Below are 23,167 nucleotides of genomic sequence, written 5' to 3'. Positions count from 1 at the left end.
ATGATCGCGGCGCTGCGCGCCTTGCCATGGCCGACCCGGATCGCGCTGGTCGCGCTCGGGGCGATGCTCGTCTGGACGTTCGGCGAGTTCGTCCTGATGGCCGTGCGCGCCGTCGCCTATCGGTACGAGCTCGATTATGGCGAAGGGATCGTCTGGCATCAGGCACGCCAGCTGTTCACCGAAGAGGCCTTCGGCGATATTCACGGCTTCCCGGCGATCGTCTACCACTATACGCCCTTCTTCCACCTGCTGAGCAACGCGTTGGCGGGACTTGGGCTGGACGGGCTTGCCGCCGGCCGGCTCGTTTCGCTGCTTTCGACAGCGCTGTTCGCCCTGTTCGCCGGGCTGATCTGTCTCGAATTCGCGCGCCGCGACGGGGGCCGCGGCTGGGTCGCGATCGTGTGCGCGGCGATTGCCGGCCTGCTGATATTCGCAACCTTTCCGGTCCAGATCTGGGCGCCGCTGATGCGGGTCGACATGCTGGCCTTCGCGCTCAGCTTTGCCGGTTTCTATTTCGCGCTGCGCGCGTTGGACAAGAGCTGGCTGATCCATTGCGCCGCCCTCGCCTTCGTTCTCGCCGTCTTCACCAAGCAGACGATGATCGCGGCGCCGGCGGCGGCCTTTCTCGTACTGCTGCTCGTTCGCCCCCGCCTCGCGATCGCGGGGATCGCAACCTGCGTCGTCGCCGGGCTCGTTGCGCTCGGCGTCCTGGCCTGGCTGACCGATGGCGGATTTCTGCGGCATGTCTTTCTCTACAACGTCAATCGCTTCGATCCCGACCGGCTGGGCTGGATCCTCGATATCGCCGGCGGCCATGCGCTGATCGTCGCCGTCGGGGCGCTGGGTTTCGCCTCGCGCCTTCCGCAATTGCGCACCCTGTGGCGCGCGCGCCGGTCGGCGGATGCCGATCCGCAAATCGCGGCCCGGACCATGCTCGGCCTCTATGTCATCCTGACGACGGCCATGCTGCTCCTCGTCGGGAAATCCGGTTCGAGCGTCAATTATTTCATCGAATGGCTCGGATTGGTCTGCATCTATTGCGGCCTGGCCGTGCACGACCGGATCGCGACGTCCGCGGAAGCGGAGAAAGGACAGGCGCGCAGGCCGTTCGGCCCGGAAATCGTCGCCGGCGCATTGGCCATCCAGCTCCTGATCCTGCCGACGCTGCCCTATGCCGATATCGGCGATCCCGAGCGCAACCGCGAGCTGGCGGCGCTCGAAGCCGAAATCCGCGCGGCGGACCGCCCCGTCATCTCCGATGACATGGTGGTCGTGATCCGCGCCGGGCAGCCGGTGCTCTGGGAATCGGCCATTTTCGCCGAGCTTGCTTCGACCGGCGTATGGGACGAAGCGCCATTCGTCGCGCTGATCGGGCAGCGCCATTTCGCCTTTTTTGTCACGGCCGGAGAGCGCGGCGGGGAGCGGTTCGACGAGCGCTACAATCCGGCGGTGGCCGATGCGATCTACCGGGCCTATCCGCAGCGCGCGGTTCTCGCCGGGCGCACGATCCACCGCCCCGAATGACAACCGAAATCTAGCGCGGTTCGGCGAACAGCCAGCCGGCGAGCAGCGCGGCCAGCAGCGCGCCGGCGATCTGCGCGGCGAGGAAGGGCGCGACATCGGCCGGCGCGATGCCGGCGAAAGTGTCGGACAGGGCGCGGGCGACGGTGATCGCGGGATTGGCGAAGCTCGTCGAGCTCGTGAACCAGTATCCGGCGCCGATATACAGGCCGACCGCCGGGGCGATCCAGGCCGGGCGATGGCGGACCGCGCCGAGAATCGTGAGAATGAGGCCGAAAGTGGCGATCGCCTCGCCCGCCCACTGGCCGGAGCCGGTGCGCGTCTTGGACGAGAATTGCAGGATGTCGAGATCGAACATCAGATGCGCGGCCCAGACGCCGATGATCCCGCCGGCGAGCTGCGCGAGAATGTAGAAAGATGCCTCACGCGCGGGCAGTTCGCGGCGGACGAACGCGACCAGCGTGACCGCCGGATTGAAATGCGCCCCCGACAAGGGCGCGAAGATCAGGATGATGACGAACAGGATCGCGCCGGTCGCCAGCGTGTTGCCGAGCAGCGCGAGCGCGACATTGCCGCCCGACAGCGTCTCTCCCATGATGCCCGAGCCGATCACGACGCAGAACAGGAAGAAGGAACCGATCGCCTCGGCGGTCAGCCGCCGGGGGAGGCCCGGATGGAGGGCGGCGCGCGGCTGCTCGTCGCGGATCATTTCCTCGGACATGCCGTCTCGCGATCGGTTTTCACGCAATCGTTCGGATCAGGCGCAACAGCCGCAGCCGGCGGTCCCCGGCTTGGCGCCGGCATCATCGAGCGCGGCGACCTGCGCTGCCGAGGGGCCGCTGCCATAATGGGTCGCTTCGCCATGGGTCAGGAAGGTTTCCCAGACGACGCCGTCCGGATCGCTGACCCAGCTCTTTTCCGACCGGGCGTAGCAGCAGGTCGTTTCGCCCTCCTCAAGCACCGGCCGTCCGGCCTTTTCGAGCTGCCCGTAGATCGCGGCGAGTTCGTCGGCGTTCTCGGCCTGGATGCCGAGATGTTCGACGCCGGTGCGCGCATGGTTGCCGGCCGAGATCGCGAAATTGACGCGCGGATCGTCGAGCATCCATTTGGCGTAATCGTCCTTGGTCACGCTCGGCTCGGTGCCGAACAGGGTCGAGTAGAAGGCGATCGAGGCGTCGAGATTGTCGACGCCGACATGGACATGCAGTCGTTTCATGAAGCGATCCTTTCGAGGGAGCTGGAGAGCGTGGTGACGCAGCCTTTCCCGCCGCAGCAATTTTCCATCAGATAGCCGACGAGCCGGTTCATCGCCGCATAGTCCGCGCGGTAGATGAGCGACCGTCCGTCGCGCGTTCGGCTGACCAGCCCCGATCGTTCGAGATGGGCGAGGTGGAAGGAGAGCGAGCTGGCGGGCATGGCGAGCCGGTCCGCGATTTCGCCCGCCGCCATGCCGGGCTCGCCGCGCTGGACGAGCAGCCGGAACAGGGCGAGTCGATGGGTCTGCGCCAACGCTCCGAGTGCGTCGACCGCTTGCCGTTCGCGCAGGGAGTCGGTCGCGTCTTTCATATTTCGATATTTCCAGAATCATCGAAATATGTCAAGTGGCGGCGGTCGCCCGGGCGCTCTTGGTGTAGGCGTAGTTATTGATGAGATACTTGTGTCAGGCTCGACCTTTCGGTCGAGCGCGGCGCCGCGATTTCCCGTTAGGGAAATTCTGACGAACTAACGCGTGCGCCGCCCGAGCAGCCTCAGCCGCAACGCATTGAGCTTGATAAAACCTTCCGCATCGCGCTGGTCATAGGCCCCGGCATCGTCCTCGAACGTCACGACATCCTGGCTGTAGAGATTGTACGCGACATCCGCCTTGCGGCCGACGACATCCGCTGAGCCCTTGTAGAGCTTGAGCCGCACCGTGCCGGTCACGTCCTTCTGGCTGTGATCGATCGCCGCCTGCAGCATCTCGCGCTCGGGGCTGAACCACAGCCCGTTATAGATGAGTTCGGCATAGCGCGGCATCAGCTCGTCCTTGAGGTGCATCGCGCCGCGATCCAGCGTGAGCTGCTCTATTCCGCGATGTGCGGCGAGCAGGATCGTGCCGCCCGGCGTCTCGTACATGCCGCGCGACTTCATCCCGACGAAGCGGTTCTCGACGAGGTCGAGCCGGCCGATGCCGTGCATCTTGCCGAGATCGTTGAGCTTCGCGAGCAGGCTGGCGGGGGAGAGCGCCTCGCCGTCGACCGCCACGGCGTCGCCATGCTCGAAATCGATCTCCACATAGTGCGGCGTATCGGGCGCATCCTCCGGATTGTCCGTCCGCGAATAGACGTAGTCCGGCGTCTCTTCCCACGGATCCTCGAGTACCTTGCCCTCCGAGGAGGTGTGGAGGAGATTGGCGTCGGTCGAGAAGGGCGCTTCGCCGCGCTTGTCTTTCGACACCGGGATCTGGTGCGCTTCGGCGAACTCGATCAGCCTGGTCCGGCTCGTCAGGTCCCATTCGCGCCAGGGGGCGATCACGGTGATGTCCGGGTCGAGCGCGTAGTAGCCGAGTTCGAAACGGACCTGGTCGTTGCCCTTGCCGGTCGCGCCATGGGCGACGGCGTCGGCGCCGACCTGGTGGGCGATCTCGATCTGGCGCTTGGAGATCAGCGGCCGGGCGATCGAGGTGCCGAGCAGATACAGTCCTTCATAGACCGCATTGGCGCGGAACATCGGGAAGACATAGTCGCGCACGAATTCCTCGCGCAGGTCGTCGATGAAGATGTGCTCGTCCTTGACGCCGGCCATCTGCGCCTTGCCGCGCACCGGCTCCAGCTCTTCGCCCTGGCCGAGATCGGCGGTGAAGGTCACGACCTCGCAGCCATATTCGACCTGCAGCCATTTCAGGATGACGCTGGTGTCGAGCCCGCCCGAATAGGCGAGGACGACCTTCTTTATCTCTGGGCGGTTGATCTTCTCGGCCATCGGCACGCTTCCCGTATTGCGGTATGGAACAGACCGACGCGGCCTATGCGCTAAGCGGGATTCGCGCAACACCAGTGATGGGGAGGATGTCCGATGGCCGGGAACAAGACGAAGCCGACCGAGAAAAGTCCGGCGGATTTCATCGATGCGGTGGAGCCCGACTGGAAACGCGAGGACGCGAAAACCGTGTGCGCGCTGATGGAGCGCCTGTCCGGCGAAAAGCCCAGAATGTGGGGCCCGTCGATCATCGGCTTCGGCCAGTATCACTACAAGTATGAAAGCGGTCGTGAGGGGGATTTCCTGCTCACCGGTTTCAGCCCGCGCAAGACGGCGCTCACCTTGTACATCATGGGCGGCTTCCCCCGGCATAAGGAGATCATGGCGCGTTTGGGCAAGTACAAGACCGGCAAGTCCTGCCTCTATGTGAAGCGGCTCGACGATATCGATATGGATGTGCTCGAGGAGCTGGTGACGGCGTCGCTGGCCTATATGCGCGCCAATTACGATACGGCGTGAGATTCCGTCGACGAACTGATCGGCCGCGTTAAACCGGGATACAGGGGTCGATCCCTATGTAGAACTCAAGGATGAATTGCGCCGGCCGATACCATGGGCCGACATTGGCAGGAGTTGAGTTTGTGGATCGTTCCCTCACCATCGGGTTGGTGTCATTCGCGGTGACGGCGTCGCTACTGGCCATTCCCGCGATCGCCAATTCGCACGGCGGTCGCGACTGGTCCGAACCCATGACCCGCGCGCAGATGGAAAACCGGATCGCCGAGCGGTTTGCCGCGGCCGATGCCGACGGCAGCGGTGCCGTCAGCCGCGAGGAGGCTGCCGCGTATCGCGCGGTTCGCCAGGCCGAGCGCCAGGCCCGCCGCTTTGCGCGGATGGATGTGGACGGCGATGGCGAAATCAGCATCGCCGAACGCGACGCCGCAGCCGCCGCGCGCATCGAACGCCGGGGCGTGCGGCGGAGCGACCTCATGGCCGAACATCGCGACATGCGCGCGCAGGTCAGCACCGAAGACATGGCGCGCATGGCGGAGGGCCGCGCTGAAAGCGCGCCGGTCGAAACCCGGCCGTCGCGGCGCGTGATGCGGATCGAGCGGCGCAACCAGGCGTGGCAGGCCGCCGATGCCGACGGCAACGGCGCGCTCAATGCCGCGGAGTTCGAAACGATGGTCGCCGCACGGCGCGATCGGATGCGGCAGCGCGCCGCGGCGGCCGGCCGGGCGGATCGCGGCACCACCCGGTTCGATCGCATGGATACCGATGGTGACGGCGCTTTGACGCTCGCCGAGATGTCGGTTCGTCCGCTCGCCATGTTCGCGCGCGCGGATGCCGACAATGACGGTGTGGTGACCCGCGAAGAGCGCCGAGCGGCGCGCCAGGCGATGCGCGCAGAGCGCCGCCAGCGCCGCTGAACAGTTCCCGCTCCCATAGCGGAAAAGGGAAGAGTCGGGGCAGAAATGCGCCGGCTCTTTTCGTTCGGCGACATATCTGTTCGGCCGAACCGCTTGCTAGGCGGCAAAAGAGACATTAGTCGTAATTAAGAGATTTGCCGATCGGGAGGATGCCGCATGGGGCACGGAAAAGCGATTTTCGGCGTGGCGGCCGCGGTTGCGCTGGCGGGTTGCGGCGGACCGGCGGAGCAGGAGGCCGGACTGACGGCGGACGAGGTGATCGCGCGGCATGTCGACGCGATCGGCGGGGCGGAAGCGATCGATGCGCTCGAGAATATCCGGATCCGGCCCGAAGTGATCGAGCCCGGATTCACCATATTCGGCGATTATCGGGCCACCCGGGAAGGCCGGGTGCGGGTCGATATCTATGCGGGCGGCGAGCGGATGTTCAGCGAGGGTATCGACGGCGATGGCGGCTGGCAGCAGGCGGGGGTAGGGGCCGAATTCGTCGAAACCACGCCGATCGCCCGTCAGGCGCTGGCCCATGGGATCGAGTTCAACCTGTTCGGGCTCCATGACCTGGCGTCGCGCGGCCACCGCGCCTCCCTGTTCGGCCGCGAAGAGATCGACGGCATCGACTATTATGTCCTCCATGTCGCGATGGAGGACGGGTTCGAGCGCTATGTCTTCATCCATCCCGAGACCTGGCTGGTCGACCGCTATCGGGAAGTCAGCGCGCTGCATCCGGATATCGATGCCGAAGAGCGTCCCGCGGAGACGCTGCAGGGCAATTTCCGGGAAAGCTGCGGCGTGCTCCGCGCCACCGAAACCCGCAAGGTCGATCGCGAGACGGGAGAGGAGATACAACGGACACGGGCCGTGTCCGTCGAGTGCAATCTCGATCCGGCCAGCCTGAACATCGGCCGCAACGAACCGGCGACGCCTCCCGCCTGATCGGCGCCACGTTATCCCGGTATCACAATGTCCTAGCATAACCCGGCTTTTTGCGATTATGTCCGCGCCATGGGAGCGGGGCATTCGCATCACGATCATGACCATGGGCACGGACACAGCCATGCGCCGACCGATTTCGGCCGCGCCTTCGCGATCGGAATCGCGCTCAACACGGCCTATATCGTCGTCGAGGCCGGCTATGGTTTCGCGATCGGATCGATGTCGCTGCTCGCCGATGCCGGGCACAATCTTTCCGACGTCCTCGGTCTGATCATCGCCTGGGCCGGGGCGACCTTGGCCAAGCGGCCGCCGAGCAAGCGCTATACGTTCGGCTTTCGCGGCTCCTCGATCCTCGCCGCGCTGTTCAACGCCGTGCTGCTGCTGATCGCGGTCGGTCTGATCGCGCTCGAGGCGATCCAGCGCATCGTCTATCCGGCCCCCGTCCCGGGCGGCACGATCATTATCGTCGCGGCGATCGGGATCGTGATCAACGGGGCGACGGCGCTGCTCTTCGCGCGGGGACGCAAGGGCGATATCAATATCCGCGGCGCGTACTTGCACATGGCGGCCGATGCCGCGGTGTCGGCAGGCGTTGTGATAGCGGGGGTATTGATCCTGTTGACCGGCGCGAGCTGGATCGACCCCGTGACCAGTCTTGTCATCGGGCTGGTGATCCTGCTCAGCACCTGGGGATTGTTGCGGGATTCGGTCAAAATGTCGCTCGCTGCCGTGCCCGACCATATCGATAGCGACGAGGTACGCGATATGCTGCGCGACATGGACGGCGTGGCGGACGTCCATCACCTCCACATCTGGAATATGAGCACCACCGAGATTGCGCTGACCGCGCATATCGTCATGCCCGGCGGCCATCCGGGCGATGCGTTTCTCAAACGGGTCCAGTCCGCGCTGGAAAACCGGTTCCATATCAGCCATTCGACGATCCAGATCGAACGCGGGGACGGAGCTGGCCGGTGCGAGCAGTGTTGAGAGTCCGGCCGACACGATAGAAGAGGAATCCGAGCATGACCGACAGAGGCGAAGTCATCGCCATCGAGCCCGATCCGCTCGCGCCCTATGCCATCGCGCCGGGCTGGCGGGTCGGCGACCTGCTGTTTCTCTCCGGCCAGGCAGCGATCGACGAACAGGGGAGGATCGTCGGCGCCGGCGATTTCGAGGCGCAGGTCGCCCAGACCTTCGCCAATATCGACCGGGTTCTGGCGGCCGGGGACAGCAGCCGCGAGCGGATCGTCAAGGTCACGATCTACCTGACCGATATGGGCAATTTCCCGGCCATGGTCGAAGCGCGCAAACGTTATTTCGCGCCGCCATGGCCCGCCGATACGATCGTCGAGGTCAGCGCGCTGGCGCTCCCCGAACTGATGGTCGAGATCGATGTGATCGCCGTCGCCGGCTAGCCCAGCGCGGCCTGCTTCTCTTCGGCGATCCGGTCGAGTTCGGCGCGGCTTTTCTTCTCGGACGCCGATTTCAGCTGGCCGCAGGCGGCCATGATGTCGCGGCCGCGCGGCGTGCGGACCGGCGCGCTGATCCCGGCGTCGAAGATGATTTCGGAAAAGCGCGCGATCCGTTCGGGATTCGAGCATTCATAGGCTGCGCCCGGCCACGGGTTGAACGGGATCAGATTGACCTTGGCGGGCAGCTTATACTGTTTGATCAGCCGGACGAGTTCGCGCGCGTCCGCGTCGCTGTCATTCTTGTCCTTGAGCATCACATATTCGAACGTGATGCGCCGCGCATTGTTCGCGCCCGGATAATCGGCGCAGGCCTGGAGCAGCTCCTCGATTCCGTATTTGCGATTCAGGGGCACGATCTCGTCGCGCACCTCCTTGGTCACCGCGTGGAGCGATACGGCCAGATTGACGCTGATCTCCTCGCCCGCCCGCTCGATCATCGGGACGACGCCCGAGGTCGACAGTGTGATCCGGCGGCGCGACAGGGAGAGGCCTTCGGCATCCATCACGATCTTCATCGCGTCGCGGACATTGTCGAAATTGTAGAGCGGCTCGCCCATGCCCATCAGCACGATGTTGGTGAGCATCCGCCCGTGCGGGTCGTAATTGCTCGATTCGCCCGGACCCGGCCATTCCTCCAGCGTGTCGCGCGCGAGCATCACCTGGCCGACAATCTCGCCGGGCGTCAGGTTGCGCACGAGGCGCATCGTGCCGGTATGGCAGAAACGGCAGTTGAGCGTGCAGCCGACCTGGCTCGAAATGCACAGGGTTCCGCGATCGGCATCGGGGATGAAGACCATCTCGTAATCCTGCCCGTCCACCGTCCGCAGCAGCCATTTGCGGGTGCCGTCTTCGGAAACGAGATGCTCGACGATCTCGGGGCGGCCGATCACGAAGTGCGCGTCGAACCAGGGCTGCAGCGCCTTGGCGATATCGCTCATCGCCGAGAAATCGGTCTTCCCGCGATGATAGATCTGGTGCCAGACCTGCTTGGCGCGCAGCTTGGCCTGTTTCGGCGCCAGCCCCGCCGCCTCGAGCGCGGCGCGGATTTCCGCGCGCGGCAGCCCGACCAGATCGATCCGCCCGTCCTCCCGCGGCGGCAGGTCGCGCGGCACGGGCACGGGATCGATCGACCCGGGTCGGTTCATGGGGGCGGACGATGCGTTCATGCGGGGCGATGTAGGCGCATTGCGCCCGATTTGCCAGACGGCTGCTGATCGGCAGGCGCGGCCGGCGCCGCACTAATATTCGAAAACTTGGTTGCAGTAGAACACGGTGACGCCATCATTCTGGCGCACTTCGGTAACGGTCCGGGTGGCATCGTCGATTGGAATTTCGCGTTCGCTGCCGTCCGCATTGACCGGATAGCCGGCCTCGATCAGCGCCGCGGTCACGCGTTCCACGGGTTCGTCGAACCGAATGCCGCTCGCCCAAACACAGCAGCTCTCCTCAAGCATCCCATCCTCGTAACCGACCACATGCAGTCCGAGCCACCGGCCATCGAAGTCCAGCCAATATTCGATATACTCGGGTGTCCCTTCATCGGCATAGGGCCGGGCCATCTGCGTCGGCACGGGCTCGGCAATGCCGGGAATGGTCACGCTGCCCGGCCCGGCGATCGGTGCCGCATTGGGGTCGTCATTCATTTCGAACGCCGTCGCCATCGCGCTCGTGAAGCTCTCGGAAAATTCACAGGTCGCCGGATCGGCAAAGTTCAGGAAATCGCCGAGATCCGGCAGTGCGGCCTCGCTTGCCGACGCCGTTTCCGCTGCAGCTTCCGTCGCCGGGCCGTCAGGCTCCTGTGCTGCGGCGTCGCCTGAAGCGCTGCCGCATGAAGCGATGCCGAGGCCGCACACGACCATGATCCCCGCGATGATTTTCACGCTTGTCCCCTCCCCTAGATCCGGAGTTTCACCATATCCGCTGGAAAAGTTTTGCACGACCGACCTGCGTCGTAAAGCCCTCGCAACGCTCGACTATCCGTCGGCGCAACCCAGCGCCGCCGCATCGATCGCGCTCGCCGCGCCGCGCAGGCTGTAAGTGTCGACGAACCGTCCGGCGCGTCGCGACCGGGCCTCGATCCGCATCGTCGTGCCGCTGCGCATCGCGGCGACGATGGCCGCGTCGTCCCGGCCGGACTCGGCCCAGGCATCCGGGCCGCGGCCGACCAGTTCGAACCGCCGCGAACCGATCGTCAGTATCGGCGTGCTATCCTCCCGCATGTCGCGGCGCAGGCGGAAATGGACCTGGCCCCGCCGGTCCCGATCGGGCCAGGTACCGATCGAGGCGAAAGCCTCCCAATCGCCCGCGCGTCTCCGGTCCGGCCGCGCGATCGCATAGCAGCGCGGAACCTCGGCATCGCGGAACGCGCCCCAATTGCCGTACACCCCCAGCGAATCCCGCGCATGGCCGATGGCGGGCAGCAACGACGCGATCATCAGGGCTGCGAGAATGCGTCCGATCATGCGCGCTCCCCGCCCGTACCCTCGACGACGAGCGTTTCGACGCCATCCTCGATCATCACGACCGATCCCTGCGGCAATCCCGGCGCAACCGGCGCGCCATAGTCCGGCAGCGGATCGAACCCGAGCAGCACGCCCCGGAGCACCCGGCTCGAAATGCCGTGCATGATCACGAGCTTGTCGCCGGGCGCCCGGCCATGTTCGTCGAACCAATGGATTACGCGTTCCGCGATTTGCGCATAGCTCTCGCCGTCGGGCGCGGGTTTGAGCAACCGGCTTTCGGCGTCGACCACCGGCCCGTGCTCGGCGATCACATCGGCATAGTAACGGCCGCCCCAGCCGCCCATGCCGATCTCGACCAGCCGGTCGTCATGCCGGGCCCCGTGCCAGTCCAGCCCGAGATGCTCGGCGATGATCGCCAGCGTCTGCAGGGCGCGGCCGGCGCTCGACGACCATAGCGCGAGATCGGGTTGCGGTCCCAACCGTTCGCGCAGCGCCGCGCCCATCGCGTCCGCCTGTTCGAAGCCGCTGCGCGTCAGCGGCGTATGGGCATGATCGCCCTGCAATCGCGCGGCGGCGTTGAAAACGGTTTCGCCGTGGCGGGCGATAAAGAGGCGGCCGGGCCTGTTCACCGCACGGCTGATCGCCAATCCGTTGCCTGAAAGCAACAGAAAACCGCCGTTTATCTGAGGTTCATGCAACTTTTCGCGCCGTCACTAGCTTAGCATGCGTCCCCCCGTTTTTGGGGGCGTGTAAATCTGTAGGAGTATGTGTTCATGCGTATGATTATTCTCGGCGCCGCGCTTGCGGCCGGCGTCTCGGCACCGGCCATGGCCCAGTCCGATAGCGAGGCCTTTACCGGTTTCCGGCTGGAAGCGCTGGGCGGCTATGACAGCACCAACGCCGACAATGACGGCGATTTCTCGCCGGGCACCCAGGATCGTTTCGACGACGGAAGCGGCGAGGGGCTGGACGGTTTCCTCTACGGCATCGGCGTCGGCTATGATTTCGCGGTCGGCGGCGCGGTGCTCGGCATCGAGGGCGAGTGGACCGATTCCACCGCCGGCGAAACCGACGACGGCGCGTTCGGCGCCGGCAGCAGCGCGTCGTTCGAGGCCGAGCGCGATTTCTATGTCGGCGCGCGCGTCGGTGTCCCGGTAAGCCCCCAGGCGCTGCTCTACGCCAAGGGCGGATACACCAATGCCCGTTTCGGCCTCGATGCCGATGACGGTGCCGGTTTCGCGCAGGATTTCGATGCCACGCTCGACGGGTTCCGGGTCGGCGCGGGCATCGAATATCTGCTCGGCCGCAACGTCTACGGCAAGGTCGAATATCGCTATTCCAACTATAGCGATCTCGAAGTCGATGTCGCCGACACCAATATCAATTTCGACGATTTCGACGTGAACACCGACCGGCACCAGGTGCTGGCCGGCGTCGGCATCCGCTTCTAGCGCGCAAAGCCGTCGAACAGTTGCAAGGAGGGGCCGGCGGTATCCGCCGGCTCCTCTTTCACGTCCATGCTTCCTCCGATCATGGTGCGTGTCGCACCGATATGAACGAATGATGAGCGACGGGTTTGCCGTTGGTTCATCTCGCGAAAACTACCGCGAAGGCGATCTGCATCCCAGATCGCTGTAAACGGGAGTATTCCATGCACAAAATCACTATCGCAGGGCTAGCCGCCGGGCTGGTCGCGTCCCCCGCCGCCGCCCAGTCGGCCAACGATTTTTCCGGGTTCCGCCTGGAAGCGCTGGGCGGCCTCGACGAGTTCGAGGATGACGAGGGCGCGGTCTACGGCGCTGCCGCAGGCTATGATATTCGCTCGGGCAACTGGGTGTTCGGGGCGACCGGCGAAATAACCGACAGTTCGACCGAAGAATGCGCGACCTCGGTAATCGCCGCCGGCGACGAGGTCTGCGCCCAGGTCGGCCGCGAATTCTATGTCGGCGGCCGGGTCGGCCATGTGATAGCCGACAACCTGCTCCTCTATGGCGGTCTCGGCTACACCAACACGCGCCTCCGGATCGTGACGACCGATCCGACCGGGGCCGAGACGCGCATCGCGTCGAATTTCGACGGCGTGCGCGCGACGCTCGGCCTCGAACTCGCGATCAGCGACAACGCATTCGCCCGGGCCGAGCTGCGCGGAACCGCGCTCGAAGAGGATTTCGAACGCGGTCAGCTCATCGGCGGGCTGGGCATCCGCTTCTAAGCCTCACTATCCACAGGAAAGTCGCGAAAACGGGGGTCGGGGACTTGCTTTCCGCCCCCTTTTCCTTGCCATATTCGGCGATACAGGGCAGGACCCTTTTCCCAAATAACGACTATGCCGCGCGCAGGGGATGATGATGAAAGCGACGATTGAACGGGCAGTGCTTTTGAAGAGCCTGGGCCATGTGCAATCGGTGGTCGAACGCCGCAACACCATTCCGATCCTGTCCAACGTGCTGATCCAAGCCGTCGAGAGCGGCGGGCTGAAGCTGATGGCGACCGATCTCGATCTCCAGATCGTCGAGACCGTCGAGGCGCAGGTCGAGCAGGCCGGCGCGACCACGGTCTCCGCGCACACGCTGTTTGATATCGCCCGCAAGCTGCCCGAGGGCAGTCAGGTCGCGCTCGAGGCGGCCGAGGGCAAGATGGCGGTCAATGCGGGGCGCGCGCGCTTCAATCTTTCCACCCTGCCGCGCGACGATTTCCCGGTTATTGCCGAGGGCGACCTGCCGACCAGGTTCGAACTGCCGGCCGCATCGCTGCGCGAGATCATCGACAAGACGCGCTTCGCGATCTCGACCGAGGAAACCCGCTATTATCTCAACGGCATCTTCCTGCACGTCACCGACGAGGATCAGCCGGTCCTCAAGGCCGCGGCGACCGACGGCCACCGGCTCGCGCGCTACACGATGCCGCGCCCCGACGGCGCCGAAGGGATGCCCGACGTGATCGTGCCCCGCAAATGCGTCGGCGAACTCCGCAAGATGCTCGACGAGCTCGACGGCACGGTCGAGGTCGCCTTGTCCGACGGCAAGATCCGCTTCGGTCTCGGTACGGCGGTGATGACGTCGAAACTGATCGACGGCACCTTCCCCGATTACAACCGCGTCATCCCGACGGGCAACGACAAGCTCCTCAAGATCGATCCGCGCAGCTTCGAGGAGGGCGTCGACCGCGTCGCGACGATCGCGACCGAAAAGACGCGCGCGGTGAAGATGGCGCTCGATACGGACAAGATCACGCTTTCGGTCACTTCGCCAGAAAACGGCACGGCCTCGGAAGAAGTCGCCGGCCAATATGGTTCGGACGGGTTCGAGATCGGCTTCAACGCGCGCTATCTGCTCGACATTCTCGGCCAGGTGCAGGGCGATGCGATCGAGGTGCATCTCGCCGACGCCGCCGCGCCGACGCTGATCCGCGAGAACGACAAGGCGAACGCGCTCTATGTGCTGATGCCGATGCGGGTTTGAGCCGGGAGCCGGATGCCCCATAGAGGCGGCCGATGAGCATTCGCCGCCTCTCCCTGACCGATTTCCGATCCTATGAAAGCGCCCTGATCGAGCCCGGCCCCGGGTTCGTCGTGCTGACCGGCGACAATGGCGCGGGCAAGACCAACGTCCTTGAAGCGGTGTCGCTGCTGGCGCCTGGCCGGGGCCTGCGGCGCGCGAAGCTGTCGGAAATGGCCCGGGCCGACGGGCCGGGCGGCTTTTCCGTCGCCGCCGTGCTCGATGCGCCGGGCGGCGATGTCGATCTCGGCACCGGGACGCTGCCGGCGGCGCCCGATCGCCGCCGGGTGCGGATCAACGGCGCGACGGCGTCCGCGACCGCCCTGACCGAGTGGCTGTCGATCCTGTGGCTGACCCCGGCGATGGACCGGCTCTTCACCGACGCGCCGAGCGGCCGCCGCGCCTTTCTCGACCGGCTCGTACTCGCGCTCGCACCGGGCCACGCGCACCATGCCTCGCGCTACGAGGCGGCAATGCGGGCGCGCAACCGGCTGCTCGCCGACGAGGCGGCGCTGGACGTGGAATGGTGCGCGGCGCTCGAGGCGCAGATGGCCGAGCATGGCGACGCGCTGGCCGATGCGCGCGTCCGGACCCTCGATGCGCTGAACGGGCAGCTGGACGATCAGCCCGAGGGGCCCTTCGCAAAGGCCCGTTTGGCGCTCGAAGGCTGGCAGCCGGCCGAGGATTTCGGCGCGGCGCTGGCGGCGGGGCGGGACCGCGACCGCGCCGCCGGGCGATCGCTTGCGGGCCCGCACAGAAGCGATCTGGCGGTCACCCATCTGGGCAAGGGGCAGCCGGCCGATCGCTGCTCCACGGGCGAGCAGAAGGCGCTGCTGCTCGCGATCGTCCTCGCCCATGCCGACCTGGTGGCGGCGCGCGCCGGACGGCGGCCGCTGATCCTCCTCGACGAGGTTGCCGCGCATCTCGACCCGCTGCGCCGCGCCGCGCTGTTCGAACGGCTCGCGGAGGGCGGCGGGCAGGTCTGGATGACCGGTACCGAACCCGCATTGTTCGGCGGCATCGGCGGCGATGCCAGCCGATACGCGGTGCGCGACGGAGCGGTTCGGCCGGCCTGAACCGGACGGCGCGGAAACGCCCTGAATACAGGAAAGGGTTGTCGTCTGCCGGAAACGACTCCGCTTCCCGGGCGGGATTGCGGGCGCATATTCCGGTGAATCGGGAAGGCCGGCGGGTGCGGCGCCCATGCTGCGCGCAACTATCTTGCGAGCAGGCCTTTTTTTTACAAAATAATCAACAGCTTAAACCTGCTGTCCAATCCCCATCATTCCCGGCGATTCGCTTGGGTTCTGCGGCGAAAAGACCTATATATGCGAGATGACCGACCGACCCGAAAAAACGCCGCAAAAGGGCGATTATGGCGCCGATTCCATCAAGGTCCTCAAGGGCCTCGACGCGGTGCGCAAGCGGCCCGGAATGTATATCGGCGACACCGATGACGGGTCGGGCCTGCATCACATGGTGTTCGAGGTTTCGGACAACGCGATTGACGAGGCGCTGGCCGGTCATTGCGACCGGATCCTGATCCAGCTCAACGCCGACGGCTCGGTCACGGTCGAGGACAATGGCCGCGGGATTCCGGTCGATATCCACAAGGAAGAAGGGGTATCGGCGGCCGAGGTCATCATGACCCAGCTCCATGCCGGCGGCAAGTTCGAGAACACGTCCGACGACAATGCCTACAAGGTTTCGGGCGGCCTGCACGGGGTCGGCGTCAGCGTCGTCAATGCGCTGTCGGACTGGCTCGAGCTGCGCGTCTGGCGCGACGGCAAGGAGCACTGGATGCGCTTCCGCGACGGTGTCGCGGAAAAACCGCTCGAGATCGTCGGCGATGCGGAGGGAAAGAAGGGCACGCAGGTGACCTTCATGCCGTCCGCCGAGACCTTCAAGATCACCGAATTCGATTTCGAGAAGCTCGAGCATCGCTATCGCGAGCTCGCTTTCCTCAATTCCGGCGTGCGCCTCTTCATCGCCGACGATCGCCATGCCGACCGCGAGGAAGTCGAACTCTATTACGAGGGCGGCACGTCGGCCTTCGTCCAGTATCTCGACCGGCACAAACAGGCGTTGATCGGCGAGCCGATCGCGATCACCGGCGATCGCGACGATATCGGCATCGATGTCGCGCTCGAATGGAATGACAGCTATCACGAGAATGTCCTTTGCTTCACCAACAACATTCCGCAGCGCGACGGCGGCACCCATCTCGCCGCCTTCCGCTCGGCGCTGACGCGGACGCTCAACAATTATGCGGAAAAGTCGGGCGCGCTGAAAAAGGAAAAGGTGAAGCTCACCGGCGACGATATGCGCGAAGGCCTGACCGCCATCGTCTCGGTCAAGCTGCCCGATCCCAAGTTCAGCTCGCAGACCAAGGACAAGCTGGTCAGCAGTGAGGTGCGCCAGCCGCTCGAGAGCCTGATCGCCGACAAGCTGGCGGAATGGCTCGAGGAAAACCCGCCCTATGCCGCGGCCGTGATCCAGAAGGTGATCGATGCCGCCGCCGCCCGCGAAGCCGCCAAAAAGGCGCGCGAACTGACCCGCCGCAAGGGCGCGATGGATATCGCCTCGCTGCCCGGCAAGCTCGCCGACTGCCAGGAGCGCGATCCGGCGAAATCCGAGCTCTTCCTGGTCGAGGGCGACAGCGCCGGCGGCTCCGCCAAGCAGGGCCGCGATCGCCATTACCAGGCGATCCTCCCTTTGAAGGGCAAGATCCTCAACGTCGAGCGCGCGCGCTTCGACCGGATGCTCTCGTCGAAAGAGGTGGGCACCTTGATCCAGGCGATGGGCACGGGCATCGGCCGCGACGATTTCGATATCGAGAAGCTGCGCTACCATAAGGTCGTGATCATGACCGACGCCGATGTCGACGGCGCGCATATCCGCACGCTGCTGCTCACCTTCTTCTACCGGCAGATGCCCGAGATCGTCGAACGTGGCCATCTCTATATCGCCCAGCCGCCGCTCTACAAGGTCGCCAAGGGCCGGTCCGAAGTCTATCTGAAGGACGATGCGGCGCTCGACGCCTATCTGATCGACGCGGGCCTCGATACGATGCTGCTCGAGACCGGCGACGGCGCGACGCGCTCGGGCCAGGATCTGCGCATCCTGATCGATCATGCGCGGCGGATGCGCTCGCTGATGAACTATGTGCCCAAGCGCTACGATCCGGCGATCGTCGAGGCGTTCGCATTGATGGGCGCGCTCGACGAGGCGCTGACCGAGGACCAGCGCGTGGCGGCGGTCGAGCTCGTCGCCCAATGGCTGAGCGGCCACGATCCCGAGGCGCAATGGACGGGACAGATCAACGCCGATGGCAGTTTCGAGCTGCACCGGCGCTGGCGCGGCGTCACCGACGTCCATCTGATCGATGCGGCGTTCGTGCGCTCGGCCGAGGCCCGCAAGCTCCAGCAGGTGGCCGCCGAGCAGGCGGAGAATTACGCGCTGGTCGGCCATCTGGTCGGCATGAAGGCGGCCGAAGCGGCGGCCGATGACGCGGACGATGCCGCCCCGGTCAAGGGCCGGACGCCGATCACCCGCCCGTCCGAACTGCTCGCCGCGATCCTCGACGCGGGCCGCAAGGGCCTCTCGATCCAGCGCTACAAGGGGTTGGGCGAGATGAATGCCGACCAGCTCTGGGAAACGACGCTCGATCCCGACAACCGCTCGCTGCTCCAGGTCGAGATCGGCCAAGCCGACCTGGCGGACGAGATCTTCACCCAGCTGATGGGCGATGTCGTCGAACCGCGGCGCGAGTTCATCCAGGACAATGCGCTGAACGTCGCCAATCTCGACGTCTGATCGGTGCACCGCACCACCGTCCTCGCGATCGACACGCCCGGCCGATCGCTGGTCGAGGTCACGCGCGAGGCGGGCTCATGGGTCGCGGAGAGCGGCGTAACAACCGGCCTGCTCACCCTCTTCATCCGCCACACATCGGCCTCGCTGCTGATCCAGGAGAATGCCGCGCCCGAGGTGCAGGACGATCTGATCGCCTTTTTCGAAAAGCTGGCGCCGGAGGGCCCGCATTACGCGCATGACAGCGAAGGTCCCGACGACATGCCCGCCCATCTCAAGGCCGCGCTGACCCAGACGCATCTCGCGATCCCGGTGATAGACGGACGGTTGGCACTCGGAACCTGGCAGGGCATCTACCTGTTCGAACACCGCCGCCGCCCGCACCGGCGCGAGATCGTATTGCATCTGGCGGGGGAGTAGCCGTCATTTTCCGTCACCCCGGACTTGATCCGGGGTCCAGAGCAGTTGGCGAGGCGCTCATGGTCATGGATGCCGGATCAAGTCCGGCATGACGGGTATTTCCAGCACCCCTTCACATGATCGTTCACCACGCCGACGGCTTGCAGATAGGCATAGACGATCGTCGAGCCGACAAAACTCATGCCGCGCTTCTTGAGCGCCTTGGAAATCGTGTCGGAGAGCGGGGTCGAGGCCGGGACGTCGGCGAAGCTCCCGGGGTGGTTGACGATCGGCGTGCCATCGACATGGTCCCACAGCCAGGCGGCGAAGGAGCCGAACTCCTCCTGCATCGCGATAAAGGCGCGGGCGTTCCTGCGGGCGCTCGCGATCTTCAGACGGTTGCGGACGATGCCGGCATCCTCGCGCAGCGCCTCCAGCTCGGCATCGGTCATCGCCGCGACGCGCTCGACGTCGAAATCGTGAAAGGCCGCGCGATAGCCGTCGCGCTTGCGCAAGATAGTCTCCCAGCTGAGCCCCGCCTGCGCGCCTTCGAGGATCAGGAACTCGAACAGCGTCCGGTCGTCATGCACGGGCACGCCCCATTCCGCGTCGTGATATTCGCCGTAGAATTCCTTGCCCGGCTGCCCGCCGAAACAGCGCATCTTGCCGTCACTCCCCTCGACCAGGTCCATCGGCGGGCCCCTAGCGCCGCGCCGCGGCGACCAGTTCGGTCACGCGGTCGACGGGCAGCGCCTCGATCCGGCCTCGATGGCCGTCCATCGCATCGGCGGCGAACAGCGAGTTGAGAACGGCCTCTTCCGTCGCCTCGACAACGGCCTGGAACAGCGGCGTCATCCGGGCGTTGGGCATGTCCTCGATCGCCGCCGGCGATGCGCGGCGCTCGGGCGAGCGGCGCACGCTGTCGGCCGTCGAAAAGGCGATCGCATAGTCGCCCGAGCCGTTGGTCATCGGCGATCCGGTGCGGCCGATGCCGAGAAAGGCGCGGCGGGCGAGGCGGGTGAGGTTGCGGTCCGAAAGCGGCGCATCGGTCGCGACGACGACGATCACCGATCCGTCGCCCGACCTGTCGGCCAGCTCCTCGGCGAACATGTACTGGCCCAGCGCCTCGCCGGCCGGCACGCCGTCGACGGCGAGAATGCCGCCATAATTGGTCTGGACGAGCACGCCGACCGTATAGCCGCCCCAGGAGGCGGGCAGCCGCCGCGAGCTCGTGCCGATGCCGCCCTTCCAGCCGAAGGCGATCGTGCCGGTCCCCGCGCCGACCGACCCTTCCGCGACGGCGCCGCCCCGCGCCGCCTCGATGGCGGCTATCGCATGGTCCGGCGTCACCCGGCGCACGCGGATATCGTTGAGAAAGCCGTCATTGGTCTCGCCGACCACGGCGTTGACCGAGCGGACGTCCTCGTTGCCCGGCTGGCGCAGGGTCCAGCCGATCGCGCCGGCCATCGCCTCGGGCACCGAGAGCGTGTTGGTCAGCAGGATCGGCGTCTCGATCTCGCCGAGTTCCGCGATCTGGGTCGAACCCGCGAACTTGCCGAAGCCGTTGCCCACCGCGAAGCCCGCCGGCACCTTGTCCCGATAGGGATTGCCGCCATGCGGCAGGACGGCGGTGACGCCGGTGCGGATCGCGTCGCCTTCGACCAGCGTGACATGGCCGACCGAAACGCCGGCGACATCGGTGATCGCGTTGAGCGGACCGGGCGCGAGGACGCCGATCTCGATGCCGGCGTCGCGGGCGCGCGGGCGCTCGATATCCTGGCCCGCGGCGGGAGCGGCGACCGCTCCGAAACACAGCGCCAGGATCAGGCCGCGCATCAGCCGAGCTTGCCGAACTTGTCCTCGAACGCTGCGATCTCGCCGCGCGCCAGCAGCCCGGCCTGCTCGACCCAGCGGTCGCGTTCGATCCGCTGGCCGAGTCCGAGCTTGGCGTCGATCGTTGCGATATCGGCCGGCGTCCAGGAGGCGATCTGTTCGAAGCGCGCGACGCCGAAGCCCTTGAGCTTCGCCTCGGCCTTGGGGCCCAGCCCCTTGATCTGGGTCAGCGTGTCGCCGGCCCCGCCGCGCGCCGTGCTCGCGCCGCCGCCGCTGCCGTCATGCGAGGGGCGGCCGACATCGCTGTCGCCGGGATGATCGGGATTGGCCTCGACCCCGGTAAACTCGCCGACGACGTCTTCGACCGCGGCGGCGAGGCTGTCGGACACGCCGTGATGATCGGCCCCGCCGGTTTCGGCGGGCCCGTCCTTCGAACCCCGCGTCCGGACCAGCACGACCAGAACGATAAGGACCACGATCGCGACGAAAACGATAAGCAGGGTATCAGACATGGGGTCTCCGAATCACAGGGTTCGGGGCAGGCCTATGCCGGGGGTGGACGGCCCATGCAAGGCTGCACGGGCCGTCCTGTCGGAGCCGGAGCGGTAGCGTTAGCGCTTGCCGCCCTCGCCGCTCCCGCCGGGCGCGGTGCGCGCCTCGGCAAGCTCGGTCAGCGTGACGAACTCGCCGCGCCAGTAATCGCCGGTCCGGCCGCTCGCACGGGCGAGGCGGCGGATATCGGCAAAGTCGAAATCGCCGAGATAGGTGTCGCCGCGCAGCCGCTGCCCGAAGGCCGCGACCGCGGTGACGAACGCCATATCGCCGCGCGGCGCCCGGGCGTTGACCATCGCGCTGCGCCCGATCGCCTGCTCGATCAGCCGCGATTCGTCCTCGCCGGGCAGCTTGTAGCGCAGGCGCAGATGGGCGAGTTCGGCGCCTTGGCCGCCGCGCGCCTCTGGGCGATTGGCGGCATAGCGGCGTTCGGGCAGCCAGCCGCGCGATCCGGTCGGCACGATCTCGTACAGCGCCGTCACCTGGTGCCCGGCGCCGATCTCGCCGGCATCCACCGTATCATTGTCGAAATCCTCCTCGGCGAGCAGGCGGTTCTCATAGCCGATCAGGCGATATTCCCGCACGTGCAGCGGGTTGAACTCGATCTGGATTTTCACGTCCGCGGCGATGGTGAAGAGCGTCGAGCTCAATTCCTGGACGAGCGCGCGATGCGCCTCCATCGCGCTGTCGATATAGGCGTAGTTGCCGTTCCCGTGATTGGCGATCTGCTCCATCATCGCCTCGTTGTAATTGCCCGTGCCAAAGCCGAGCGTGGTCAGCGAGATGCCGGCTTCGCGCTCGCGCTCGACCATCTCGATCAGCTGGTCGCGATTGGTCGTGCCGACGTTGAAATCGCCGTCGGTGGCGAGGATGATGCGGTTGATCCCGTCCTCGATCAGGTTCGCGCGGGCCGCGTCATAGGCAAGGCTGATGCCCGCCGCGCCGGCGGTCGAGCCGCCCGAGCGGAGGCGGCCCAGCGCGGCGACGATCTCGTCGCGATCGTTCGATCCGGTGAGGATGGTCTTGGTCGATCCGGCATAGGTGACGATAGAGACGCGATCGCGCGGATTGAGCTGCTCGGCCATCATCGCCATCGAGCATTGGACGAGCGGCAGCTTGTCGCGGCTGTGCATCGATCCCGAGACGTCGACGAGGAAGACGAGATTGGCCGCCGGCCGCTCGCTGCGCTCGATATCGTAGCCGCGCAGGCCGATGCGCAGCAGCCGCGTATTTTCGTTCCACGGCGTCGTCGCCATGTCGGTCGTGATCGAGAAGGGGCGCGTCCGGTCGCGAGGCTGTTCGTAATCGTAGCGGAAATAATTGACCATTTCCTCGGTGCGCACGGCGGCCTGCGGCGGCACCTGCCCCTGGTTCAGGAAGCGCCGGACATTGGCGTAGCTGCCCGTGTCGACATCGACAGCGAAGGTCGAGACCGGCTCGTCCGCGACTGCCATGATCGCGGCGACGGCCTCGCCGTCATAGCGTTCGCGGTTTTGCGGCTGGGGCCGCGGATAGGGCATCGGCGGTGCCGCGCGCGAAGCGCCCTGTCGCATGGTCCCGGTCACCACCACGGCCTGATCCGCAGCCGATTCCGCGGTCGCGCGCGGCGGCGGGGGCGGCGCGGGCGGAGCGATGCTGACCGGCGCGCTTTGGACGCCGGAGGTCCGGTAGCGCCGCCGCTCGAAATCATCGTCTTCCCCGGCGAGGAACGGCGCGCAGATTTCATCCGCCGTCGCCGGCGTCATCGGCCGCTGCGAGGCCTCGCTCGGTTGCGCCGAATAGACGAGTCCGGTCAGGACGAGCGCCGCCATGGGCGCGAAAGCGATATACCGCATCTGGATCTCTCCCCTCAGCTGCCGACCCGATGTAACAGTATCACATCGACGCCTGAACCGCGGCTTAATGCAGTATCTCAGGTGGTGGGACGGGCTATAGCGCCCCGTTCATCTTCCCGAACTCCCGCTCGAAGGCGGCGACGTTGCGGGCGGCCAGCAACCGTGCCTGATCGACCCAGCGGTCGCGCTCGATCCGGCCCTTGAAGCTGCCGAGATGCGAATCGACCTCCGCGATCTGTTCCGCGGTCCAGTCGGCGATCTGGGTGAAATGATAGACCCCGAGCGCGTGGAGCATGTCGGCGAGCTTGGGGCCGACGCCCTTGATCAGCGTGAGTTTGTCGGGCTCGCCATCGGGCGCCGCCATGAAGGGCGACGGCATCGGCGCGGGTTCGGGCATGGGCGCCGGCCGAGGTTCGGATATCGTCGCCGGCTCGTCCGCCGATTCCGGTTCGATCTCGG

24 protein-coding genes and 1 pseudogene are annotated in these 23,167 nt (G+C 66.0%); 12 read left to right on the top strand and 13 right to left on the bottom strand.

Annotated features, from left to right (window positions below):
* Positions 1-1,524 carry a hypothetical protein gene (locus tag ACTS1X_RS02885; protein ID WP_442612881.1) on the top strand — a complete coding sequence of 508 codons (1,524 nt, stop codon included), beginning with the start codon at positions 1-3 and terminating at the stop codon, positions 1,522-1,524.
* A gap of 10 nt (positions 1,525-1,534) precedes the next feature.
* Here ACTS1X_RS02885 and ACTS1X_RS02880 read toward each other — a convergent pair whose 3' ends face one another.
* From ACTS1X_RS02880 to ACTS1X_RS02865, 4 genes are all read right to left on the bottom strand, one after another.
* The gene (locus tag ACTS1X_RS02880) at positions 1,535-2,242 is read right to left on the bottom strand and encodes an aquaporin (RefSeq protein WP_442612880.1); all 708 of its coding nucleotides are present in this window, start codon (positions 2,240-2,242) and stop codon (positions 1,535-1,537) included.
* A gap of 36 nt (positions 2,243-2,278) precedes the next feature.
* Entirely contained in the window at positions 2,279-2,737 is a 459-nt protein-coding gene (locus ACTS1X_RS02875) for an ArsI/CadI family heavy metal resistance metalloenzyme (RefSeq protein ID WP_442612879.1), read from the bottom strand.
* On the bottom strand, positions 2,734-3,087 hold the full coding sequence (locus ACTS1X_RS02870) for an ArsR/SmtB family transcription factor (protein ID WP_442612878.1): 354 nt from the start codon (positions 3,085-3,087) through the stop codon (positions 2,734-2,736). The genes ACTS1X_RS02875 and ACTS1X_RS02870 overlap by 4 nt, the downstream gene beginning before the upstream one ends.
* Positions 3,088-3,243: 156 nt before the next feature.
* A complete protein-coding gene (locus ACTS1X_RS02865) occupies positions 3,244-4,482 on the bottom strand; it encodes an argininosuccinate synthase (RefSeq protein ID WP_442612877.1) in 1,239 nt (412 codons plus the stop codon).
* Positions 4,483-4,575: 93 nt separating this feature from the next.
* Here ACTS1X_RS02865 and ACTS1X_RS02860 point away from each other — a divergent pair, with 93 nt between their 5' ends.
* From ACTS1X_RS02860 to ACTS1X_RS02840, 5 genes are all read left to right on the top strand, one after another.
* On the top strand, positions 4,576-4,998 hold the full coding sequence (locus tag ACTS1X_RS02860) for a DUF1801 domain-containing protein (protein WP_442612876.1): 423 nt from the start codon (positions 4,576-4,578) through the stop codon (positions 4,996-4,998).
* Between the two features lie 122 nt (positions 4,999-5,120).
* The gene (locus ACTS1X_RS02855) at positions 5,121-5,909 is read left to right on the top strand and encodes a hypothetical protein (RefSeq protein WP_442612875.1); all 789 of its coding nucleotides are present in this window, start codon (positions 5,121-5,123) and stop codon (positions 5,907-5,909) included.
* 156 nt (positions 5,910-6,065) lie between these two features.
* On the top strand, positions 6,066-6,842 hold the full coding sequence (locus tag ACTS1X_RS02850) for a hypothetical protein (protein WP_442612874.1): 777 nt from the start codon (positions 6,066-6,068) through the stop codon (positions 6,840-6,842).
* Positions 6,843-6,911: 69 nt separating this feature from the next.
* Positions 6,912-7,832, top strand: a complete 921-nt coding sequence (locus tag ACTS1X_RS02845; protein ID WP_442612873.1) for a cation diffusion facilitator family transporter — start codon at positions 6,912-6,914, stop codon at positions 7,830-7,832.
* Between the two features lie 35 nt (positions 7,833-7,867).
* Positions 7,868-8,260, top strand: coding sequence for a RidA family protein (locus tag ACTS1X_RS02840; protein WP_442612872.1), 393 nt, complete (start codon positions 7,868-7,870; stop codon positions 8,258-8,260).
* Here the strand turns inward: ACTS1X_RS02840 and rlmN are convergent.
* From rlmN to ACTS1X_RS02820, 4 genes are all read right to left on the bottom strand, one after another.
* Positions 8,257-9,462 carry a 23S rRNA (adenine(2503)-C(2))-methyltransferase RlmN gene (rlmN, locus tag ACTS1X_RS02835; RefSeq protein WP_442612871.1) on the bottom strand — a complete coding sequence of 402 codons (1,206 nt, stop codon included), beginning with the start codon at positions 9,460-9,462 and terminating at the stop codon, positions 8,257-8,259. The two genes, ACTS1X_RS02840 and rlmN, sit on opposite strands and share 4 nt — an antisense overlap.
* A gap of 93 nt (positions 9,463-9,555) precedes the next feature.
* A complete protein-coding gene (locus ACTS1X_RS02830) occupies positions 9,556-10,197 on the bottom strand; it encodes a hypothetical protein (RefSeq protein ID WP_442612870.1) in 642 nt (213 codons plus the stop codon).
* Positions 10,198-10,290: 93 nt separating this feature from the next.
* Entirely contained in the window at positions 10,291-10,779 is a 489-nt protein-coding gene (locus ACTS1X_RS02825) for a hypothetical protein (protein ID WP_442612869.1), read from the bottom strand.
* A complete protein-coding gene (locus ACTS1X_RS02820) occupies positions 10,776-11,408 on the bottom strand; it encodes a histidine phosphatase family protein (RefSeq protein WP_442612868.1) in 633 nt (210 codons plus the stop codon). Before ACTS1X_RS02820 ends, ACTS1X_RS02825 begins: the two co-directional genes overlap by 4 nt.
* 144 nt (positions 11,409-11,552) lie before the next feature.
* Here ACTS1X_RS02820 and ACTS1X_RS02815 point away from each other — a divergent pair, with 144 nt between their 5' ends.
* The 6 genes from ACTS1X_RS02815 (at position 11,553) to ACTS1X_RS02790 (ending at position 18,509) form a co-directional block, all read left to right on the top strand.
* Positions 11,553-12,230 carry an outer membrane protein gene (locus tag ACTS1X_RS02815; RefSeq protein WP_442612867.1) on the top strand — a complete coding sequence of 226 codons (678 nt, stop codon included), beginning with the start codon at positions 11,553-11,555 and terminating at the stop codon, positions 12,228-12,230.
* Positions 12,231-12,430: 200 nt separating this feature from the next.
* Positions 12,431-12,991, top strand: a complete 561-nt coding sequence (locus tag ACTS1X_RS02810; RefSeq protein WP_442612866.1) for an outer membrane protein — start codon at positions 12,431-12,433, stop codon at positions 12,989-12,991.
* Between the two features lie 136 nt (positions 12,992-13,127).
* Complete coding sequence (gene dnaN, locus ACTS1X_RS02805; protein WP_442612865.1) at positions 13,128-14,240, top strand: DNA polymerase III subunit beta; 1,113 nt, start codon at positions 13,128-13,130, stop codon at positions 14,238-14,240.
* 32 nt (positions 14,241-14,272) lie between these two features.
* On the top strand, positions 14,273-15,352 hold the full coding sequence (recF, locus tag ACTS1X_RS02800; protein WP_442612864.1) for a DNA replication/repair protein RecF: 1,080 nt from the start codon (positions 14,273-14,275) through the stop codon (positions 15,350-15,352).
* Positions 15,353-15,611: 259 nt separating this feature from the next.
* Positions 15,612-18,092 (top strand): DNA topoisomerase (ATP-hydrolyzing) subunit B, encoded by a 2,481-nt coding sequence (gyrB, locus tag ACTS1X_RS02795; protein ID WP_442612863.1) that lies wholly within the window; start codon positions 15,612-15,614, stop codon positions 18,090-18,092.
* Between the two features lie 3 nt (positions 18,093-18,095).
* The gene (locus ACTS1X_RS02790; RefSeq protein WP_442612862.1) at positions 18,096-18,509 is read left to right on the top strand and encodes a secondary thiamine-phosphate synthase enzyme YjbQ; all 414 of its coding nucleotides are present in this window, start codon (positions 18,096-18,098) and stop codon (positions 18,507-18,509) included.
* Between the two features lie 77 nt (positions 18,510-18,586).
* Here ACTS1X_RS02790 and ACTS1X_RS02785 read toward each other — a convergent pair whose 3' ends face one another.
* The 5 genes and pseudogenes from ACTS1X_RS02785 to ACTS1X_RS02765 all read right to left on the bottom strand — a co-directional run.
* Entirely contained in the window at positions 18,587-19,180 is a 594-nt protein-coding gene (locus tag ACTS1X_RS02785; protein WP_442612861.1) for a DNA-3-methyladenine glycosylase I, read from the bottom strand.
* Positions 19,181-19,190: 10 nt separating this feature from the next.
* Positions 19,191-20,324 (bottom strand): DmpA family aminopeptidase, encoded by a 1,134-nt coding sequence (locus ACTS1X_RS02780; RefSeq protein ID WP_442612860.1) that lies wholly within the window; start codon positions 20,322-20,324, stop codon positions 19,191-19,193.
* Complete coding sequence (locus ACTS1X_RS02775) at positions 20,324-20,833, bottom strand: hypothetical protein (RefSeq protein ID WP_442612859.1); 510 nt, start codon at positions 20,831-20,833, stop codon at positions 20,324-20,326. The genes ACTS1X_RS02780 and ACTS1X_RS02775 overlap by 1 nt, the downstream gene beginning before the upstream one ends.
* A gap of 99 nt (positions 20,834-20,932) precedes the next feature.
* Positions 20,933-22,708, bottom strand: coding sequence for a vWA domain-containing protein (locus ACTS1X_RS02770; protein ID WP_442612858.1), 1,776 nt, complete (start codon positions 22,706-22,708; stop codon positions 20,933-20,935).
* Between the two features lie 94 nt (positions 22,709-22,802).
* Positions 22,803-23,167 (bottom strand): annotated as a pseudogene (locus ACTS1X_RS02765) (hypothetical protein); the annotation flags it as partial.

It is taken from the genome of Parasphingopyxis sp. (assembly GCF_052168275.1).
Classification (GTDB): Bacteria; Pseudomonadota; Alphaproteobacteria; order Sphingomonadales; family Sphingomonadaceae; genus Parasphingopyxis.
Note: the sequence above shows the minus strand (reverse complement) of the source record. Positions and strands in the feature narration are given on the sequence as shown.

Bases quoted from the DNA above. Each gene is read 5' to 3' on its own strand.
- ACTS1X_RS02885 (WP_442612881.1), top strand. From the start codon at position 1: ATGATCGCGGCGCTGCGCGCCTTGCCATGGCCGACCCGGATCGCGCTG.
- ACTS1X_RS02880 (WP_442612880.1), bottom strand. From the start codon at position 2,242: ATGTCCGAGGAAATGATCCGCGACGAGCAGCCGCGCGCCGCCCTCCAT.
- ACTS1X_RS02875 (WP_442612879.1), bottom strand. From the start codon at position 2,737: ATGAAACGACTGCATGTCCATGTCGGCGTCGACAATCTCGACGCCTCG.
- ACTS1X_RS02870 (WP_442612878.1), bottom strand. From the start codon at position 3,087: ATGAAAGACGCGACCGACTCCCTGCGCGAACGGCAAGCGGTCGACGCA.
- ACTS1X_RS02865 (WP_442612877.1), bottom strand. From the start codon at position 4,482: ATGGCCGAGAAGATCAACCGCCCAGAGATAAAGAAGGTCGTCCTCGCC.
- ACTS1X_RS02860 (WP_442612876.1), top strand. From the start codon at position 4,576: ATGGCCGGGAACAAGACGAAGCCGACCGAGAAAAGTCCGGCGGATTTC.
- ACTS1X_RS02850 (WP_442612874.1), top strand. From the start codon at position 6,066: ATGGGGCACGGAAAAGCGATTTTCGGCGTGGCGGCCGCGGTTGCGCTG.
- ACTS1X_RS02845 (WP_442612873.1), top strand. From the start codon at position 6,912: ATGGGAGCGGGGCATTCGCATCACGATCATGACCATGGGCACGGACAC.
- ACTS1X_RS02840 (WP_442612872.1), top strand. From the start codon at position 7,868: ATGACCGACAGAGGCGAAGTCATCGCCATCGAGCCCGATCCGCTCGCG.
- rlmN (WP_442612871.1), bottom strand. From the start codon at position 9,462: ATGAACCGACCCGGGTCGATCGATCCCGTGCCCGTGCCGCGCGACCTG.
- ACTS1X_RS02825 (WP_442612869.1), bottom strand. From the start codon at position 10,779: ATGATCGGACGCATTCTCGCAGCCCTGATGATCGCGTCGTTGCTGCCC.
- ACTS1X_RS02815 (WP_442612867.1), top strand. From the start codon at position 11,553: ATGCGTATGATTATTCTCGGCGCCGCGCTTGCGGCCGGCGTCTCGGCA.
- ACTS1X_RS02810 (WP_442612866.1), top strand. From the start codon at position 12,431: ATGCACAAAATCACTATCGCAGGGCTAGCCGCCGGGCTGGTCGCGTCC.
- dnaN (WP_442612865.1), top strand. From the start codon at position 13,128: ATGAAAGCGACGATTGAACGGGCAGTGCTTTTGAAGAGCCTGGGCCAT.
- recF (WP_442612864.1), top strand. From the start codon at position 14,273: ATGAGCATTCGCCGCCTCTCCCTGACCGATTTCCGATCCTATGAAAGC.
- gyrB (WP_442612863.1), top strand. From the start codon at position 15,612: ATGACCGACCGACCCGAAAAAACGCCGCAAAAGGGCGATTATGGCGCC.
- ACTS1X_RS02785 (WP_442612861.1), bottom strand. From the start codon at position 19,180: ATGGACCTGGTCGAGGGGAGTGACGGCAAGATGCGCTGTTTCGGCGGG.
- ACTS1X_RS02780 (WP_442612860.1), bottom strand. From the start codon at position 20,324: ATGCGCGGCCTGATCCTGGCGCTGTGTTTCGGAGCGGTCGCCGCTCCC.
- ACTS1X_RS02775 (WP_442612859.1), bottom strand. From the start codon at position 20,833: ATGTCTGATACCCTGCTTATCGTTTTCGTCGCGATCGTGGTCCTTATC.
- ACTS1X_RS02770 (WP_442612858.1), bottom strand. From the start codon at position 22,708: ATGCGGTATATCGCTTTCGCGCCCATGGCGGCGCTCGTCCTGACCGGA.